The organism is Corallococcus sp. AS-1-12 (genome assembly GCF_020036995.1).
GTDB lineage: Bacteria > Myxococcota > Myxococcia > Myxococcales > Myxococcaceae > Corallococcus.
On the sequence record NZ_JAIQDD010000005.1, the window covers coordinates 280644 to 296251 of the forward strand.

Here is a 15608-nt window from a genome sequence, read left to right on the forward strand (position 1 = left end):
GCTAGTAGTTCCGGAGATCGTCTTCGTCGAGCTTGGGGCGCTTCTTCTCTTCCTCGCGCTTGCGCCGGGCCTCTTCCTCCGCCTTGCGCTTCGCCTCCTCGTCCGCCTTGCGCTTCGCCTCTTCCTCCTGCTTGCGGCGGGCCTCCTCCTCCTTCTGGCGCTGCTCCTCCTCGCGCTTGAGGCGGGCCTCCTCCGCGCGCTGGCGCTTCGCCTCGGCCTCGCGCTCCTTGCGCGTCATCTTCTTCGCGGGCGGCGCGGGCGGCGGCGTCGGGGGCGGCTCGAAGACAGGGGGCGGGGGATTGTTCGCCGGAGCCGGCTCGGCGGCGGGCGTGGGCGTGGGCGTGGCGTTCGCCTTGGGGGCCGGCTCCGCCTTGGTGGCGGGCGGGGGCGGCATGGGCAGCGCCTGCTCCAGGGGCTTCTCCTCGCGGACCGGCGCGGCGGCCTTGGCCGGAAGGCTCGCGGGGGCGCTGGACGACGAGCCCCCACCCTTCTTGTAGAACGCCAGGTAGCTGCCGGCGCCCGCGGACACCAGGCCCGCCAGCACGCCGATGTCCGCCACCAGCGCGTACGTCTTGCCGGTGCTCTTCAGGTCGTCCGCGCGCGTGCTGCCCTGCGGCGCGGTCTTGAACGCGTCCGCCTTGGAGGAGGCCTCCAGGCCGAAGTAGATGCCACCCGCCAGCAGCGCCACGCCCGTGGCGAGCAGCACGTAGCCCGCGGTGCGGCGGCTCACGCCTCCGCCGCTGGCGAAGTGCTTCACCGGCTTGCCGTCCACGCGCGCCGCGTCCTGGCCGACCAGCCCCGTCAGCAGCGCCTCCGAGCCCGTGGCCATCGCCTCGCCGCGCGGCACCTGGCCCAGCGCGTAGGACAGGTTGTGGCCGTCCGCCACGTCCATGCGCAGGCCGGTGACGGTCAGCGGCGCGTTGCCCGGGCCGCCGCGCACCAGCAGCGCCAGCACCTGCGGCACGTCCGCGAGCGCGCCCAGCTCCTGCAGCGCCTTGTCCCGCTCCTCGTCGTCGGCGTTCTTCGCGATGCGCTCCACGAGCGCGGCGTAGCGCTGCTGCACCGGCAGCTTCGTGAGGGAGAAGGAGGACTCGCCCTCGCGCGCCCGGCCCTCCGTCACGGTGTAGCCCGGCGCCACCAGCGTCACGTAGTGGTCCGCGCGCGTCAGGCCCGTGAGCGCCAGCGGGGACACGCCCCGGTAGGTGCCGTCCACGAACACCTGCGCGGCGGCGGGCTGCGTGCTCACGTTCAGCGTGGCCTGCGCGCCCTCCACCTGCGCCTTGCGCTCCTTCTCCACGAAGGCGACCTCTTCGGGCGGGAAGAAGTTGGGATTGAACGTGGCGCGCGGATCCACCGCGAGCACGCCGCGCATCTCCAGCTCCGCGGCCTTGTTCTCCCCGTTGGCCACCTGCGTCGCGGCCTTCATCACCCGCGCGCGGCTGAGCAGCGGGAACGCGCGCGACAGGTCCGACTGCTCGTAGGCCTTCACCGCCTTGTCGAAGCTCTGGAGCGCCTTCACGGTGTCCAGCTCGTCGTAGGCCTTCGCGCCGTCCTTGAACGCGGCGTTGCCCTCCACGGCCTTCGCCTGACGCGCGCTCGCGCCCTGGGGGTCCAGCGCGTCCGTCAGCCGCACCAGCTCCAGCCGGCCGGAGCGGGCCACGGCCTGCTCCGCCCAGTGCGCCAGCGCCAGCGCCTCACCCTCCAGCGAGGCATCCACGGGAATGGCCACCACCGCCACGCGGGGGCCCGCCGCCGTCGGCAGCGTTCGCGGCATCAGCCGCAGCGGTACGTGTTGCTGCTGCGCGGCGGCGGGGCCCACGGCCAGCATTCCCACCAGCCAGCCACTGAGCGTCGCGTGCAGCGCGCGATTGAAAGGACGTCGCATCCGGTCTCCCTCGTTGCTGTGCGCATTACACGCACTGCGAGGCGGAACGCCACCTCGAAAGGGGGTTTCAGCGACCCGCCGTGCTCCCGGAGGCCCGAGACGCGGGCCCTGGCGCCAACCCATGGAGGTAGTTGAGCGCCACCTTCAGTTGTGGATCCGCGAGCTTCGCCGTCACCGCCCAGTCCTTCAGGTTCGCGGGCAGGGTCCGGGGCTGGGTGGCGACCTCCGACGTCGTCTGGGACGGCTCCGCCTTGAAGTGGCGGCGCAGGTCCTTCTCCCGGGGCGCCTCGCTCGCCGCCTTCCCGGAGGCGTCCTCCGGCACCAGGAAGTCCGGGGTGATGCCCTTCTCCTGGATGCTGCGGCCCTTGGGCGTGTAGTAGCGCGCGATGGTGAGCTTCAGGCCGGAGCCGTCCTCCAGCTCGATGATGGTCTGCACGCTGCCCTTGCCGAAGGTCTGCGTGCCCATGATGACCGCGCGGCCGTGGTCCTGGAGCGCGCCCGCGACGATCTCCGACGCGGAGGCGCTGCCCGCGTTGACCAGCACCACCAGCGGGTAGTCCTTCTCCGTGTCGCGGTCGCGGCTCCTCTCCTCGGAGGCGTTGCGGCCGTCCCGCCCGCGCGTGGACACGATGGGCAGGTTGCCCGGCAGGAAGCGGTCGCTCATGGCCACGGCCTGATCCAACAGGCCACCGGGGTTGTTGCGCAGGTCCAGCACCAGCCCGTCCAGCTCCCTGCCGCCGTTGAGCGCGCGCAGCCGGTCCAGCTCCTTCTTCAGTGACTGGTCCGTGCGGTCCTGGAAGTTCTTCACCTTCACGTGACCGATGCCGTCGTAGAGCGCGCTCTCCACGGACACGATGCGGATGTGGTCGCGCAGGATGGCCAGCTCCCGGGGCGCGTTGAAGCCCGCGCGCATGAGCGTGAGCAGCACGCGGCCCCCCGCCGGCCCGCGCATCTTCTGGAGCGCGCGGCCCAGGTCCATGCCCTGGGTGCTCTCCCCGTCGATGGCGAGCAGCTCGTCCCCGGCCTTGATGCCCGCGCGCGCCGCGGGCGTGTCGTCGATGGGCGCCACCACCACCAGCCGGTCGCCCTTGCGCGCGATTTCAATGCCCAGGCCGCCGAACTCGCCGGACGTGTCGATCTTCATCTCCCGGAAGACCTCCGGAGGCATGAAGACGGTGTGCGGATCCAACGTGTCGAGCATCCCCTGGATGGCGCCCTGGATGAGCGTCTTGCGGTCCACGCTCTCCACGTAGTTGTTCTCCACGTAGGAGAGCACCCGCGCGAACAGCTCCAACTGGCGGTACGCGGACTCCTCCCGGCCGGCCGCGTCCCCCGGCTTCTGCGCGAGCACGGGCGCGCCCCACAACAGGAGCGCGGCGAATCCCACGCGCCACGGCTTCGGGAAACGGGTCACGGGAGCGCGTCCTCGGGGGTCGGGTGGAAGGGGCCGTCGCAAGGCCCCCGAGTCTACACCCGGCCCGCCGGACGATTCCCGCCCTTAGAGGCGGGTCCGGTCCGCGAAGCCCACCAGGTGGGACACGAACGCGTCCGGCCGCTCCATCTGCGGCACGTGGCCGAAGCCCTCCACCACGTGCACCTCCGCCTGGGCGGGCAGGTGCTGCCGGTACCAGGCGAGGATCTCCGGGGGCAGGAGCCGCTCGCTGCCGCCCCACAGGAAGAGCACCGGCATCTTCAGGTCCCGCACCGCCTGGGGCGCGATGCTCGCCTGCGTCGCGAGCGCGTCCGCCGCGAGCGCCTGCACCGTGGGCGTCGTGTAGAGCTTGCGCAGCGCCGGCGCGAGCAGCAGCGCGCCCAGGGGCGGCTGGTGGAAGAGCTTGCGCGTCAGGGCGCGGACGTCCGCGCTCGACTTCACCGCGAAGTGCCCCAGCAGCGCCGACAGCGCCTGCGGCGTCAGCTCCGCGCCCGCGGGGGCCACCAGCGCCAGCGCCTTCACCCAGGCCGCATGCTCGGAGGCCAGGTTGACGGCCATGGCCCCGCCCAGCGAGTTGCCCACCACGAGGGCGGGCGTCTTCACCACGTCCTCGAAGTAGGCGCGCAGCACGTCGAACTGGCTGCGCACGCAGGTGGGGCCGCCGCAGTACTCGCCGGAGAAGCCGTGGCCCGGCAGGTCCGGCGCGAGCACGCGGGAGAAGCGCTTCGCCAGCCCGAAGAACGTGCGGCCGAAGCCGTTGGCGGACCCGCCCAGCCCGTGCACCAGCACCACCGGGGGCCCCTTGCCCTGCCCCTCCAGCGCGTAGTGGTGCACCGCCTGCCCACCCACGCTCACCGTCTCCGACGCCACGCCCCGCGCCACCAGCACGCGGCGCATCGCCTCCTGCATCCCACCCATCAGGTCCACGCGAGGGCCTCCTTCGTCCACCAATGACGCCCTGTTTCTAACGCGCCCGCCCCTTGGACGCAGCGCATCAGAGCGGACAATGTCACGGCGCCCCGGCAGCCGCGGTGGCTGGGGCCAGCCAGGGGGCGGGGTCGACGGCCTGCCCGGCGCGGCGGACCTCGAAGTACAGGTAGGCGCCCTTGAGGGAGCCGGTGTCCCCCACCTCCCCCACCACGTCCCCCGGGGCCACGCGAGCGCCCACGGCGACGGCGATGGTGGAGAGGTGGGCGACCAGGGTGTGGAAGTCGTCGCCGTGGTCGACGATGAGCAGGTTGCCGTAGCCGCGCAGCCAGCCCGCGTAGACGACGGTCCCTTCCGCCACCGCGTGCACGGGGGTGCCCGCCGGGGCGCGGATGTCCACGCCCTTCTGCACGGTGACGGTGTTGAAGCGCGGGTTCACCACGCGGCCGAAGCCCACCTCCACGATGCCGGCCACGGGCCGGGGCAGCTTGCCCTTCAGCGCGCCGAAGCCGCTCGTCGCGGGGGCCTCGTGCAGGTCCGCCAGCATGCGGGCGAGCTCCGCGTCCGCGCCCTCCAGCTCGCGCACGGCGCGCTTCGCCAGCTCCGCCTCGCCGGCCAGCCTCCCCACCACCTCCTCCAGCGCCTCCTGCTGCGCCTGGGCCTGCTTGGACTGCTGCTGGAGGAAGGCCACGCGCTGCGCCAGGGACGTGTGCAGCCGCTTCAGCTCCAGCGTCGCCTGCCGCTGGAGGGTGGCCACGTGCTGCACGGTGCGCAGGAGCTCCAGGTCGCCCGCCATGCTGGCCTCCAGCGCGCGGGCGCGCCACATGAGCGCGGCGAAGTCGTCCGCGGACAGGAGCACCTCCAGCGGGCGGCGGCGCTGGAGCCGGTACAGGGTGCGCAGGCGCGGGGACAGCCGGCGCAACTGGGCGCGCAGGGCCTCGCGCAGCACGGCCTCCTCGCGCTCCGCGAGCGCGACGCGGCGGCGGAAGAGGTTCAGGTCGCCCTCCAGCGCGCGCACGCGGCGGCGGGAGAAGGCGGCCATGTCCTCCATCAGCTCCATGCCCTCCAGCACGGAGAGCTTCTTCGCCTCCACCAGGGCCAGCGTCGCGCGCTGCGCGGCCAGCTTCTCGCGGATGGCCGCGCGCTCCGACTCCTCGTCATGCTGGGCGAACGCGGCGCTCGCGCCCAGCAGCGCCCAGAGCCACGTGAAGCGCCTCATGCGCGAGGACAGCGCTCCGCCGCGACGCCAGGGATGCGCCGCCCCGAGACGCGACCACAGCCCTGCCGCGGTGCCCTCCGCGCCCGGTCTCATACGCGCAGGAAGCGCCCCACCGCGACGAAGCTGCCGCCCAGCCCCAGCGCGCAGCCGGCCGCGAGCAGCTCCAGCGCGGTGCGCGTCTCCACCCACGGCGCGGCCACGCCCGGCCCCAGGAGGAACGCGAAGAGCGAGCCCAGCGTGGGCCCCAGAAGCCGCCCGAAGAGCCACAGCCCGCCCACCGCCAGCAGCGCGCCCAACAGCCCCTGCAGCAGCCCCTCCAGGAGGAACGGCGCCTTCACGAAGCGGTCCGTGGCGCCCACCAGCTTCTGGATTTCAATCTCCTCGCGCCGCGAATAGATGGCCAGTTGGAGCGTGGCCGCGACGATGACGATGGTCGTCCCCAGCACCACCACCAGCGCCACCAGCGCCCCGAAGCTCAGCGCGCGGGCGATGGCGGACAGCCGCTCCACCGCGGCCTCGCCGTAGTCCACGCCGGTGACGCCGGGCAGCGCGCGCAGCTCCTTCGCCAGGGCCGCCAGCGCCGCGGGGGAGCGGCGCGCCTCCGGCACGCGCAGCTCCAGCGTCGCGGGCAGCGGGTTCTCCGGCAGCTCCGACAGCGCCTCGCCCAGGTCGCCCAGCTCGCTCCTGAGCCGCTTGAGCGCCGCCTCCGGCGGCACCACCGTCACCTCGCCGTGGCTCAGCTCCACCACGCGCGTGTGGACGCCGTGCACCTCGTCCTCGCCCAGTTGCGGCGCCAGGTAGAGCGTCACCTCCACCTCGCCGCCCAGCGACGCGAGCAGGTTGTCCACCACGTGCGACGCGCCCCGCGCCAGCCCCGCCGCGAACAGCGCGATGGCGATGGTGGACACGGCGATGAAGTGCACGAAGGGCGAGTGCTTCAGCCCCCCGGCCGCCGAGCGCCAGAAGTAGGCCGCCTTCGACAGCACGCTCATACCAGCATCCGCCGCGCCGCCTTGACGCCGTCCTCGTCGGAGACGATGAGCCCGCGCTCCAGGCGCACCGTGCGCTTCTGGTAGCGCGACAGGAGCGTGGCGTCGTGCGTGGCCACCATCACCGTGGTGCCCCGGATGTTGATGTCCGTGAGCAGGTCCATGATTTCAACGGTGAGCGCCGGGTCCAGGTTGCCCGTGGGCTCGTCCGCCAGGAGGATGGTGGGGTCGTTCACCAGCGCGCGAGCAATCACCACGCGCTGCTGCTCTCCACCGGACAGCCGCAGGGGCAGCGAGTTCGCCTTGTGCTCCAGCCCCACCCGCTTGAGCATCCGGAGCACCTTCTCCCGCGCCTCCGGGCGGGGCACGCCCAGCACGTCCAGCGTGAAGCCCACGTTGTCCGCGACGCTGCGGTGGGGCAGCAGCTTGAAGTCCTGGAACACCACGCCGATGTTGCGCCGCAGGTACGGCACCGCCGACTCGCGGATGCGCGCGATGTTCTTGCCGCCCACCAATATCTGCCCCTTGGTGGCCTTCTCCCCGCAGAAGATGAGCTTGAGCAGCGTCGTCTTCCCGGCGCCGGACGGGCCGGTGAGGAAGACGAACTCGCCCTTCTCCACGTTCAGGTTGATGTCCTGCAACACCGGCGGATCGCCGGGATACGCCTTGTAGACGTGGAAGAACTGGATCATGACCGGAGAAGCGCGAGCCCTCCGGGCAGCGTACCACGCCCCCGGAGCCCGCCCAGGAACGGGCCGGGCGTGGCCAGGGGGTGGCACCGCGGGTGCGGCCTTAGGAGGGCTCGCCCTCGCTCGCCAGGTAGCTGAGGATGACCTCGTCCAGGCTCTTCTCGGAGATGAGGTCCTCTCCGAAGAGCGTCTCCACGCCCACCTCGTTGATGCGCGGCTTCTCCTTGAGGGCGCGCGCGGCGGCCACTTCCGGAGGGAGCTGCGAGCCGGTCGCCGCGACGGGCGGCGGAGGCGGCGTGGGAGGGCGCGGCTGCGCGGGCGCTTGCGGCGGCAGCTTGGGCTGCGCGGCCATCTCCGCGTCCGTGGCGAGTTGACCCGGCTGGTACGAACGGACCGTGGACTCGTAGTTGTCGTACACGCCGTTGATGAGGTTGCGCAGCATCTCCTTGTGCTGCTCCTCCATCAACTCGCGCACGACCTCCGCCAGGTTCTCCGCGTTGAGGATGTCCGCGTAGGACGTCTTCTTGGACGCGAGGATGTTCCCGCCCACGAACAGGTGGGTGATGATGTGGGGGTTGTTGACGCCCGAGTCCTCGGTCTGGACGTGGTAGACCTTCCCCTTGTGCTTGATGTTGTGATTGAAGCCGGTGACGGCTTTTTCGAAGGTTTTCGCCATTGCCGAGGTCGGGCACCGTAGCAGCGGGGTCCAGGCTTCACAAGGTAAGCGTCACGCGTCCCGCACCTCTTTTACGCGTGCCTGCCCGCTTCCCGGGGTGTGCGTCCGCCACCTCCCGCGACGCTCGGTGTACGGATCCGCACGGGGACACCAGCCTGGCGGGCATGGGCGCCTCTGTTGAAAAGCCGAAACGCCCTGGGGTACGTAAACCCCTCTGACGATCGCGCCGTCAGTCCCTTCCTCCCCGCCGCGGACCGGAACACCACCGATGAAGAAGCCGGACACCATCGCGGACAAGGTCCGCCTGCAGGATGCCCAGGCGCTCGCGCAGGGCTACTCGCCCGCCATCCGCGCCATGGAGATCGCCTCCATCATCGCGTTCGTGGGCCTGGAGAGCGCGCTCGTCTACAAGCTCTGGAGCACCCACCACACCGGGCCGTGGATGCTGACCCTGGCGGTGGTGCTGGGCTACCTGGCCGCGGACTTCGTGTCCGGCGTGGTCCACTGGATGGGCGACACGTGGGGCTCCACGGAGATGCCCATCCTGGGCAAGGCGTTCATCCGCCCCTTCCGCGAGCACCACGTGGACGAGAAGGCCATCACCCGCCACGACTTCGTGGAGACCAACGGCAACAACTGCCTGGTGTCGCTGCCGGTGGCGGCGCTGGCGGTGGCCATCCCGCTCGCCGGCCCGGGCTGGGTGTTCCTGGCCGCGTTCCTGGGCGCGATGATCTTCTGGGTGATGGCGACCAACCAGTTCCACAAGTGGTCGCACCTGGATGAGCCGCCCGCGATCATCGGCTTCCTGCAGCGCGTGCACCTCATCCTGCCGCCGGACCACCACCGCATCCACCACACCAAGCCCTTCAACCAGTACTACTGCATCACCGTGGGCTGGATGAACCGGCCGCTGAAGATGATCCACTTCTTCCCGCTGATGGAGCGGCTCATCACCTGGGCCACCGGCCAGCTTCCGCGCCAGGACGACATCGGCACGGAGGCCGCCCAGGCGCTCGTCGCCGTGGACGGCGCCCAGGAGCTGCCCGTCCTCCAGGCCGCCAAGGAGCTGCTCAAGTCCTCCGCGGAGGAGCCCACGGCGAGCGTCTCCACGCCCCCCGTGCGCTGAGGGCCGGGCCAGGGGCGGCCAGGCCGCCTAGAAGCGCAGGTCCACCTGCTCCGCGGAAGGGATGGGGCGCCCCAGGAAGCGGGCCCCCACCTCCACGAAGCGCTCCGGCACGTCGGTGACGAAGAAGGCGTGCTCGGGCGCGCCCACGGACGCTGGCGCCAGGAGGTCCTTCTCCCCCAGGAGCCGCGCCACCGCCTCCGCCGTGGCCTCCGCCGAGTCCACCAGCGACACGTGCGGCCCCACGACCTCGGCGATGACGCCCTTGAGCAGCGGGTAGTGGGTGCAGCCCAGCACCAGCGTGTCCACCCCGTCGCGCGCGAAGCCGGCCAGGTACTCGCGGGCCACGAGCAGCGGCACGTCGCCGTGGGTCCACCCCTCTTCCGCCAGGGGCACGAAGAGCGGGCACGCCTTCGCCTTCACCGAAACCTTCGGGTCTCCCGCCTCCAGCGCGCGCTGGTACGCGCCGGAGCGCACGGTGCCCGGCGTCCCGATGACGCCCACCCCGCCGCCCCGGGTGCGCTGGAGCGCCGTGCGGGCCCCGGGCTCAATCACGCCCAGCACCGGCACCGGCAGCGCGGCCTGGAGGGCGGGCAGCGCCGCGGCGGAGGCCGTGTTGCACGCCACCACCAGCAGCTTGATGCCGCGCTCCAGGAGGAACTCCGCGTTCTTCAGCGAGTAGCGCGTCACCACCTCGCCGGACTTGGTGCCGTAGGGCACGCGCGCCGTGTCCCCCAGGTACAGCGTGCGCTCGTGGGGGAGCCGCGCCATGAGCGCCTTGAGGACCGTGAGGCCTCCGATGCCGGAGTCGAACACGCCGATGGGACCGTGGCTGTCTTGCCGCATGGGGTGAGTCCCTATCACGTTTGATGCCAACGCCCCCTGGAACGCACGAAGGGCCGGAAGCCTGGAAGGCCTCCGACCCTTTCATGCGGCCCGTTCCGGGTGGGCCCCAGCGACTACTGCACGCGGTCGAGCGGAGCGATGGCGGCCTCCGCCGCGCTCGGGAAGTCGTGGGCGTAGACGCGCAGGCTCAGCATGTCCGCACCCCGGGGCGAGATGTAGCGCCGGCCGCCCGTGCCGTTCGCCTGCAGCGACACGAAGTACTCACCGGGGCGCAGGAACTCGAAGATGGCCGGGGACGCGTTGCAGGAGAACCACTGGCCCGCCTCGCCGTAGACCCACTCGTTGGTGTGCACGTCCTGGAAGTTGATGCCCACCTCCGCCACGCCGGCCTGGCCGCAGCTCAGCCGCGTGGCGCCTTCGTAGAGCTGCCAGCCCACCGCGGCGCCGCCAATGACCCAGGTGTTCGCCGTGATGGACGCCGGGATGCCGGCCTGCGAGGTGAAGCCGCCGCCGTAGTAGTAGAGCGGCCGCTCGTACGCGTCGACGCCGACGACCTCCAGGTAGTGCTGCCCGGGGGCGAGCTCCGGCGTCTCCACGTAGCGGCCCTGGCTGCCCTCGTTGCAGTTGAAGCGCCCCCACGGGCCGTCATCCACGCGGGCATCCACATAGGCCACGCCGGCCTGGCCGCAGGTGGGGTAGGACGTGCCCGCCTCCGTGGGGAACAGCCAGTTCACATAGGCGTAGGAGGTGGCGCCCGTGCGGCCCGTGTTGAAGTTGATGGGCACGGCCACGTTGCCGTCCACCGTGAAGGTGCCGCGGTACGAGTAGACGGCCACGCCGTCGTAGTCCACCGCCTCCGCGCTGAACGAGTACGTGCCGGGCGCGAAGTCGTGCAGGACGATGCCGTCGAAGCCGTTCGCCGAGCAGGGATACTGGCCGCCATTCTCCAGGATCTCCCCGTCGATGTAGATGTCCACCCCGTCGATGTTCCGCATCTGGCCGCAGGTGGCGCCGTCGAAGCTCCACGACATCCGCACGTCACCGGGGTAGCGCGGGTGGTTGCTTTCAACGATGCAGCCGGTGAGGCCAGAGGAGAGACAGAGGAATGCGGCGAGCGTTCTCGCGTTCATGATGGGCATCCGTGGTTCGGGATGGTTGAGGTCGTCGGCCCGGAACAACCCTCCAGACGACCAACCCCGGGAATTATTCAGTGCCGTCCAAAGCAACCGGGCGTCGTAAGCGGGTTTGACCCACCCGAGGACGGAATGTTACGCGCTGGACCCCATGATACCCCACCTGCCCCTGGCCTTTGGCGCCATGAACTACGTGGAGATCATCCGCGACGCGTCGTTCATCGAGCTCGCGGTGCTCCTCCTCCTCATGGGCGTGTCGGTCGCCTCCTGGGCCCTCATCGCCATGAAGGCCACCCAGTTGTCGCGTGCTCGCGCCCAGTCGCTCACCTTTCTAGACACGTTCTGGAAGGCGTCCCGGTTGGAGGCCATCTACCAGTCCGCCCAGAAGCTGGAGGGCTCGCCGCTGTCGAAGGTGTTCTGCGCGGGCTACGAGGAGCTGAGCAAGCTGGCGCAGACGGGGACCCAGGACGGCGGCGCCGAGGCCGCGATGAGCGCCAAGCTGGGCGGCATCGAGAACGTGGAGCGCGCGCTCAACCGCGCGGCCACGGCGCAGATCACGGAGCTGGAGAACCGCGTGTCCTTCCTGGGCACGGTGGGCGCCGCGTCGCCGTTCGTGGGGCTGTTCGGCACGGTGATTGGCATCCTGGGCGCGTTCAACAACATCGCGGAGCAGGGCAACGCGACGCTGGCCACGGTGGCCGCGCCGGTGGGCAACGCGCTGTTCGCCACGGCGGCGGGGCTGTTCGCGGCCATCCCGGCGGTGGTCGCGTACAACTCGTTCGTCAGCCGCATCAAGGTCTTCGACACGGAGATGTCCAACTTCTCCGCGGACTTCCTCAACATCATCAAGCGGCACTTCTTCCGCTAGGGGACCCGTCACATGGGCATGGGCGGAGGCAAGGGCGGCGGTGGCCGCACCACCATGAGCGAGATCAACGTCACGCCCATGGTGGACGTGATGCTGGTGCTGCTCATCATCTTCATGGTGACGGCGCCCCTCATCCAGCAGGGCGTGAAGGTGAACCTCCCTGAGACGAAGGCGGCCCCGGTGGAGGCGACGGAGAAGAAGGTCGTCCTCTCCATCGACGCGGGGCGCAAGGTCTACATCGGGGACGCGGAGGTCGCGCTGGAGGAGTTGGAGACGAAGCTCGCCGCCAACGCCAAGGCGCAGGCGGACAAGGAAGTGTATCTGCACGCGGACCGGGACGTGCCGTACGGCGTGGTGGTGGAGGTGATGGCCGCGGCCCAGCGCGCGGGCATCTCCAACGTGGGGATGATCACGGAACCCGCCACGGGCTCCAAGGCGTCCAACTCCGGCAAGGCCCCCGCCAAGGGCAAGCCCAAGGAGGCGAAGCGCTAGCCCATGAGTTCCGCGGTCTCCCACAGCCTGCTGGTTTCACGGCCCACGCGGCTGTCGCGCTTCCTCGTCGTCTCCGTGGTCGGGCACGTGGCGGTGGTCGCGGCGGCGCTCCTCTACGCGAACTTCACGTCCGCGCCGAAGGTGAACCTGGACCAGAAGCCCATCAACGCGTCGCTGGTGCGGCTGGGCAAGCCGCGCGACCCCAAGCTCCTGCCGCGCAAGGAGGTGGCGCAGCCGCCGCCCAAGGAGGTCGTGGCGAAGCCCACGCCCACGCCTCCCGCGGAGACTCCCGCGCCCTCCCCCGCCGCCGTGGCGGTGCCCGGCGTGAAGCCCGCCCCGGCGCCCGCGCCCCAGAAGGGGGAGGCGAGCGCGGAGGACCGGCGCAAGAAGCTCTTCGGCGCGTTCGACAAGTCCGCGAAGCCCACGGAGCCGGAGGAGCTGGAGGGCGCCGAGGACGGCGACCCGGACGGTGACTCCGCGGTGGCGGAGGGCGAGCGGTACTACGGCCTCCTGAAGTCCCAGGTGCGCCGTCACTACAACGTGGCGGACACCATCCCCGACGCGGAGCGCCTGTACCTCAAGGCGCAGGTGGCCATGAGGCTGGGCCGCGCGGGCGAAGTGCTGGACGTGAGCCTGGCCAAGGCCAGCGGCAACGAGCTGTTCGACGCGGCGGTGGTGGCCGCCGTGCGCAAGGCATCTCCCTTCTCTCCTCCCCCCGACGCGCTTCGCGACGCGCTCCAGAAGAACGGCGTCGTCCTGGTGTTCAGCCCATGAAAGCCCTCCTGCTGTCGCTCCTCCTCGTCCCCGCGCTGGTGCTGGCGCAGGCGCCCGTCATCGAAATCTCCGGCGCGAACTTCCGCCCGCTGCCGCTCGCGGCCCCCTCGCCCGTGGTGCAGGAGGGCGCGGACAAGAAGTCCGCGCAGACCTTCGACTCCGCCTTCACGTACGACCTCACCGCCTCCGGCATCTTCCAGGTGCTGGACCGCGCGGGCTTCACCGCGGACGCCAAGGAGGGCATGACGGCGGGCAGCATCAACTTCAGCCGCTGGGCGGACGTGGGCGCGGAGTCGCTGGTGAAGGTGTCGCTCGCGCAGGACGGCGGCGCGCTGCGCGGCGAGTTGCGCCTGTTCAGCGTGGCCACGGGCAAGGAGGAGCTGAAGGTGGCCAAGGACGCGCCGGCCGGCGAGCCCCGGCAGTTGGCGCACGCGCTGGCGGACGCGCTCTACCGGCACTTCACCCGCGAGGCGAGCCCCTTCCTGTCGCGCATCACCTACGTGCGCAAGGCGGGCGCCAACCGCGACGTGTACGTGGCGGACTGGGACGGCATGAACGCGCAGGCGCTCACCAAGGGCGGCACGCACATCCTCCCCACGCTCAGCCCGTCCGGCCAGGTGGCCTACACGTCCTACCGGAAGAACCGGCCGGACATCTACGTGCAGTCCCCCGGCGGCGAGGCGAAGCCGCTGGTGACCGAAGGCCAGATGGCCACGGGCATCGCGTACTCGCCGGACGGCAAGCGCATCGCCTACGCGCTGGCGGAGGGTGAGAGCGCGCAGATCTACGTCGCCTCGGCGGACGGCTCCGGCGCGAAGGCCGTCACGGACACGCCCTACGGCCTCAACACCAGCCCCACCTGGTCGCCGGACGGCAAGCGCATCGCGTTCGTGTCCAACCGGGGCGGCAGCCCGCAGGTGTACGTGATGAACGCGGACGGCTCCGGCGTGAAGCGGCTCACCTTCCAGGGCAACTACAACCAGACGCCGGACTGGTCGCCGCGCGGGGACCTCATCGCCTTCACCGCGCGCGACGAGCGCAACGCCTTCGACCTCTTCACCGTCAACGTGGACACGGGCAAGGTGACGCGCCTCACGCAGGACCAGGGCAACAACGAGGAGCCCACGTTCTCCCCCAACGGCCGGCTCATCATGTTCAGCACCAACCGCAACGGCGGCGCGCACCTGTGGGTGATGACCTCCGACGGCAACAACCAGGTGCCGCTGCCCATGGAGAAGGGCAACTGGCTGACCCCGGACTGGGGCACCGCCCCGGCTTCGAAGGAGTCCGCCACGGCGGGCGTCCGTTGACAGGGGGGACGCGCCGGAGTGCATTGCGCGCTCCATGAGCGCTCCCCTCCCCGCCCACAAGGCCCACTGGGGGTTGGACCCCCAGGTCGTCTTCCTCAACCACGGCTCGTTCGGCGCCTGCCCCACGGCGGTGCTCCAGCACCAGTCGGAGCTGCGGGCGCGGCTGGAGGCGGAGCCCGTGCGCTTCCTGGCCCGCGAGGCGGAGCCGCTCCTGGACGAGGCGCGCGCGGTGCTCGCGGCCTTCGTGGGCGCGGACGCGGAGGACCTGGCGTTCGTGTCCAACGCCACCACGGGCGTGAACACCGTGCTGCGCAACCTGCGCTTCCAGCCCGGCGACGAGCTGCTCACCACCGACAACGAATACAACGCGTCCAGGAACGCGCTGGACGTGGCCGCCGCGGAGCAGGGCGTGAAGGTGGTGGTGGCGAAGCTGCCCTGGCCGGTGACTTCGCCGGAGTCCGTGGTGGACGCGGTGATGGCTCAGGTGACGCCGCGCACGCGGCTGTTGCTCGTGGACCACATCACCAGCCAGACGGCGCTGGTCATGCCGCTGGCGGAGCTGGTGCGCCGCATGCGCGAGCGGGGCGTGGAGACGCTGGTGGACGGCGCGCACGGCCCGGGCATGGTGCCGCTGGCGCTCCAGGCGCTGGGCGCGGCGTACTACACGGGCAACTGCCACAAGTGGCTGTGCGCGCCCAAGGGCGCCGCGTTCCTGTACGTGCGCCGCGACCTGCAGCCGGGCTTCAAGCCGCTGGTGGTGAGCCACGGGCACAACTCGCCGCGCACGGACCGCTCGCGCTTCCGGCTGGAGTTCGACTGGGTGGGCACGCTCGACCCCACGCCCTTCCTGTGCATCCCCACCGCCCTGCGCGTCGTGGGCGGGCTGGTCCCGGGCGGGTGGCCGGAGGTGATGGAGTCCAACCGGGAGAAGGTGCTGGCGGCCCGGCGGCGGCTGGACGCGAAGCTGGGCAACGCGGCGCCGCTGTGCCCGGAGTCCATGGTGGGCAGCATGGCGTGCGTGGCCCTGCCGGACGGCTTCCCGGAGCGCCCCGAGCCGCCGCTCTACGTGGACCCCCTCCACGTGCGCCTGTTCGAGGAGCACCACATCGAGATCCCCGTCACCGCCTGGCCCCGGGCGCCCCGGAGGCACCTGCGGCTGTCCGCGCAGCTCTACAACACCCCGGCGGACTACGAGGCCCTGGCGCGCGCTTTGGAAGCGCTGCTGCGTTGAGTAGTGTTCGCGGC

Annotated in this window: 15 protein-coding genes; 6 read left to right on the forward strand and 9 right to left on the reverse strand. The window is 71.3% G+C overall.

Features of this window, described 5'->3' with window-relative positions; all coding sequences use genetic code 11:
- Position 1: 1 nt before the first annotated feature.
- From K8556_RS10865 to K8556_RS10895, 7 genes are all read right to left on the reverse strand, one after another.
- Positions 2-1885 (reverse strand): PEGA domain-containing protein, encoded by a 1884-nt coding sequence (locus K8556_RS10865; RefSeq protein WP_223739966.1) that lies wholly within the window; start codon positions 1883-1885, stop codon positions 2-4.
- Between the two features lie 67 nt (positions 1886-1952).
- On the reverse strand, positions 1953-3299 hold the full coding sequence (locus tag K8556_RS10870; protein ID WP_223739967.1) for a S41 family peptidase: 1347 nt from the start codon (positions 3297-3299) through the stop codon (positions 1953-1955).
- A gap of 84 nt (positions 3300-3383) precedes the next feature.
- On the reverse strand, positions 3384-4244 hold the full coding sequence (locus K8556_RS10875; RefSeq protein WP_223739968.1) for an alpha/beta fold hydrolase: 861 nt from the start codon (positions 4242-4244) through the stop codon (positions 3384-3386).
- Positions 4245-4326: 82 nt separating this feature from the next.
- Positions 4327-5463 (reverse strand): murein hydrolase activator EnvC, encoded by a 1137-nt coding sequence (locus K8556_RS10880; protein WP_223739969.1) that lies wholly within the window; start codon positions 5461-5463, stop codon positions 4327-4329.
- Between the two features lie 89 nt (positions 5464-5552).
- Positions 5553-6455, reverse strand: a complete 903-nt coding sequence (locus K8556_RS10885; protein ID WP_223739970.1) for an ABC transporter permease — start codon at positions 6453-6455, stop codon at positions 5553-5555.
- Entirely contained in the window at positions 6452-7144 is a 693-nt protein-coding gene (ftsE, locus tag K8556_RS10890) for a cell division ATP-binding protein FtsE (protein WP_206876490.1), read from the reverse strand. The genes K8556_RS10885 and ftsE overlap by 4 nt, the downstream gene beginning before the upstream one ends.
- Before the next feature lie 100 nt (positions 7145-7244).
- Complete coding sequence (locus K8556_RS10895; RefSeq protein WP_223739971.1) at positions 7245-7817, reverse strand: hypothetical protein; 573 nt, start codon at positions 7815-7817, stop codon at positions 7245-7247.
- 268 nt (positions 7818-8085) lie between these two features.
- Here K8556_RS10895 and carF point away from each other — a divergent pair, with 268 nt between their 5' ends.
- Positions 8086-8943: a plasmanylethanolamine desaturase gene (carF, locus tag K8556_RS10900; protein WP_223739972.1), complete on the forward strand. Its 858-nt coding sequence runs from the start codon at positions 8086-8088 to the stop codon at positions 8941-8943.
- Between the two features lie 27 nt (positions 8944-8970).
- Here carF and murI read toward each other — a convergent pair whose 3' ends face one another.
- Together murI and K8556_RS10910 are read right to left on the reverse strand one after the other, a co-directional pair.
- Positions 8971-9786 carry a glutamate racemase gene (gene murI / locus K8556_RS10905; RefSeq protein ID WP_223739973.1) on the reverse strand — a complete coding sequence of 272 codons (816 nt, stop codon included), beginning with the start codon at positions 9784-9786 and terminating at the stop codon, positions 8971-8973.
- Between the two features lie 113 nt (positions 9787-9899).
- Positions 9900-10916 (reverse strand): hypothetical protein, encoded by a 1017-nt coding sequence (locus tag K8556_RS10910; protein ID WP_223739974.1) that lies wholly within the window; start codon positions 10914-10916, stop codon positions 9900-9902.
- A gap of 154 nt (positions 10917-11070) precedes the next feature.
- On the opposite strand from K8556_RS10910, the gene K8556_RS10915 reads away from it, so the two are divergent.
- From K8556_RS10915 to K8556_RS10935, 5 genes are read left to right on the forward strand one after another with little or no spacing between them, the layout of a single operon-like run.
- Positions 11071-11787 (forward strand): MotA/TolQ/ExbB proton channel family protein, encoded by a 717-nt coding sequence (locus K8556_RS10915; protein WP_120622972.1) that lies wholly within the window; start codon positions 11071-11073, stop codon positions 11785-11787.
- A 12-nt stretch (positions 11788-11799) separates the two neighbouring features.
- A complete protein-coding gene (gene tolR / locus K8556_RS10920) occupies positions 11800-12279 on the forward strand; it encodes a protein TolR (protein WP_223739975.1) in 480 nt (159 codons plus the stop codon).
- A 3-nt stretch (positions 12280-12282) separates the two neighbouring features.
- Positions 12283-13053 carry a cell envelope integrity protein TolA gene (locus tag K8556_RS10925; protein WP_223739976.1) on the forward strand — a complete coding sequence of 257 codons (771 nt, stop codon included), beginning with the start codon at positions 12283-12285 and terminating at the stop codon, positions 13051-13053.
- The gene (locus tag K8556_RS10930) at positions 13050-14363 is read left to right on the forward strand and encodes an LpqB family beta-propeller domain-containing protein (protein ID WP_223739977.1); all 1314 of its coding nucleotides are present in this window, start codon (positions 13050-13052) and stop codon (positions 14361-14363) included. The genes K8556_RS10925 and K8556_RS10930 overlap by 4 nt, the downstream gene beginning before the upstream one ends.
- A gap of 34 nt (positions 14364-14397) precedes the next feature.
- Positions 14398-15594 carry an aminotransferase class V-fold PLP-dependent enzyme gene (locus K8556_RS10935; RefSeq protein ID WP_223739978.1) on the forward strand — a complete coding sequence of 399 codons (1197 nt, stop codon included), beginning with the start codon at positions 14398-14400 and terminating at the stop codon, positions 15592-15594.
- The last annotated feature ends 14 nt before the right edge of the window (positions 15595-15608 follow it).

Excerpts from the sequence above, each read along its gene's own strand:
- K8556_RS10895 (WP_223739971.1), bottom strand. The coding sequence starts at position 7,817 with ATGGCGAAAACCTTCGAAAAAGCCGTCACCGGCTTCAATCACAACATC.
- K8556_RS10925 (WP_223739976.1), top strand. The coding sequence starts at position 12,283 with ATGAGTTCCGCGGTCTCCCACAGCCTGCTGGTTTCACGGCCCACGCGG.
- carF (WP_223739972.1), top strand. The coding sequence starts at position 8,086 with ATGAAGAAGCCGGACACCATCGCGGACAAGGTCCGCCTGCAGGATGCC.
- K8556_RS10910 (WP_223739974.1), bottom strand. The coding sequence starts at position 10,916 with ATGAACGCGAGAACGCTCGCCGCATTCCTCTGTCTCTCCTCTGGCCTC.
- K8556_RS10915 (WP_120622972.1), top strand. The coding sequence starts at position 11,071 with ATGATACCCCACCTGCCCCTGGCCTTTGGCGCCATGAACTACGTGGAG.
- K8556_RS10865 (WP_223739966.1), bottom strand. The coding sequence starts at position 1,885 with ATGCGACGTCCTTTCAATCGCGCGCTGCACGCGACGCTCAGTGGCTGG.
- tolR (WP_223739975.1), top strand. The coding sequence starts at position 11,800 with ATGGGCATGGGCGGAGGCAAGGGCGGCGGTGGCCGCACCACCATGAGC.
- K8556_RS10885 (WP_223739970.1), bottom strand. The coding sequence starts at position 6,455 with ATGAGCGTGCTGTCGAAGGCGGCCTACTTCTGGCGCTCGGCGGCCGGG.
- K8556_RS10880 (WP_223739969.1), bottom strand. The coding sequence starts at position 5,463 with ATGAGGCGCTTCACGTGGCTCTGGGCGCTGCTGGGCGCGAGCGCCGCG.
- murI (WP_223739973.1), bottom strand. The coding sequence starts at position 9,786 with ATGCGGCAAGACAGCCACGGTCCCATCGGCGTGTTCGACTCCGGCATC.
- K8556_RS10935 (WP_223739978.1), top strand. The coding sequence starts at position 14,398 with ATGAGCGCTCCCCTCCCCGCCCACAAGGCCCACTGGGGGTTGGACCCC.
- K8556_RS10930 (WP_223739977.1), top strand. The coding sequence starts at position 13,050 with ATGAAAGCCCTCCTGCTGTCGCTCCTCCTCGTCCCCGCGCTGGTGCTG.
- ftsE (WP_206876490.1), bottom strand. The coding sequence starts at position 7,144 with ATGATCCAGTTCTTCCACGTCTACAAGGCGTATCCCGGCGATCCGCCG.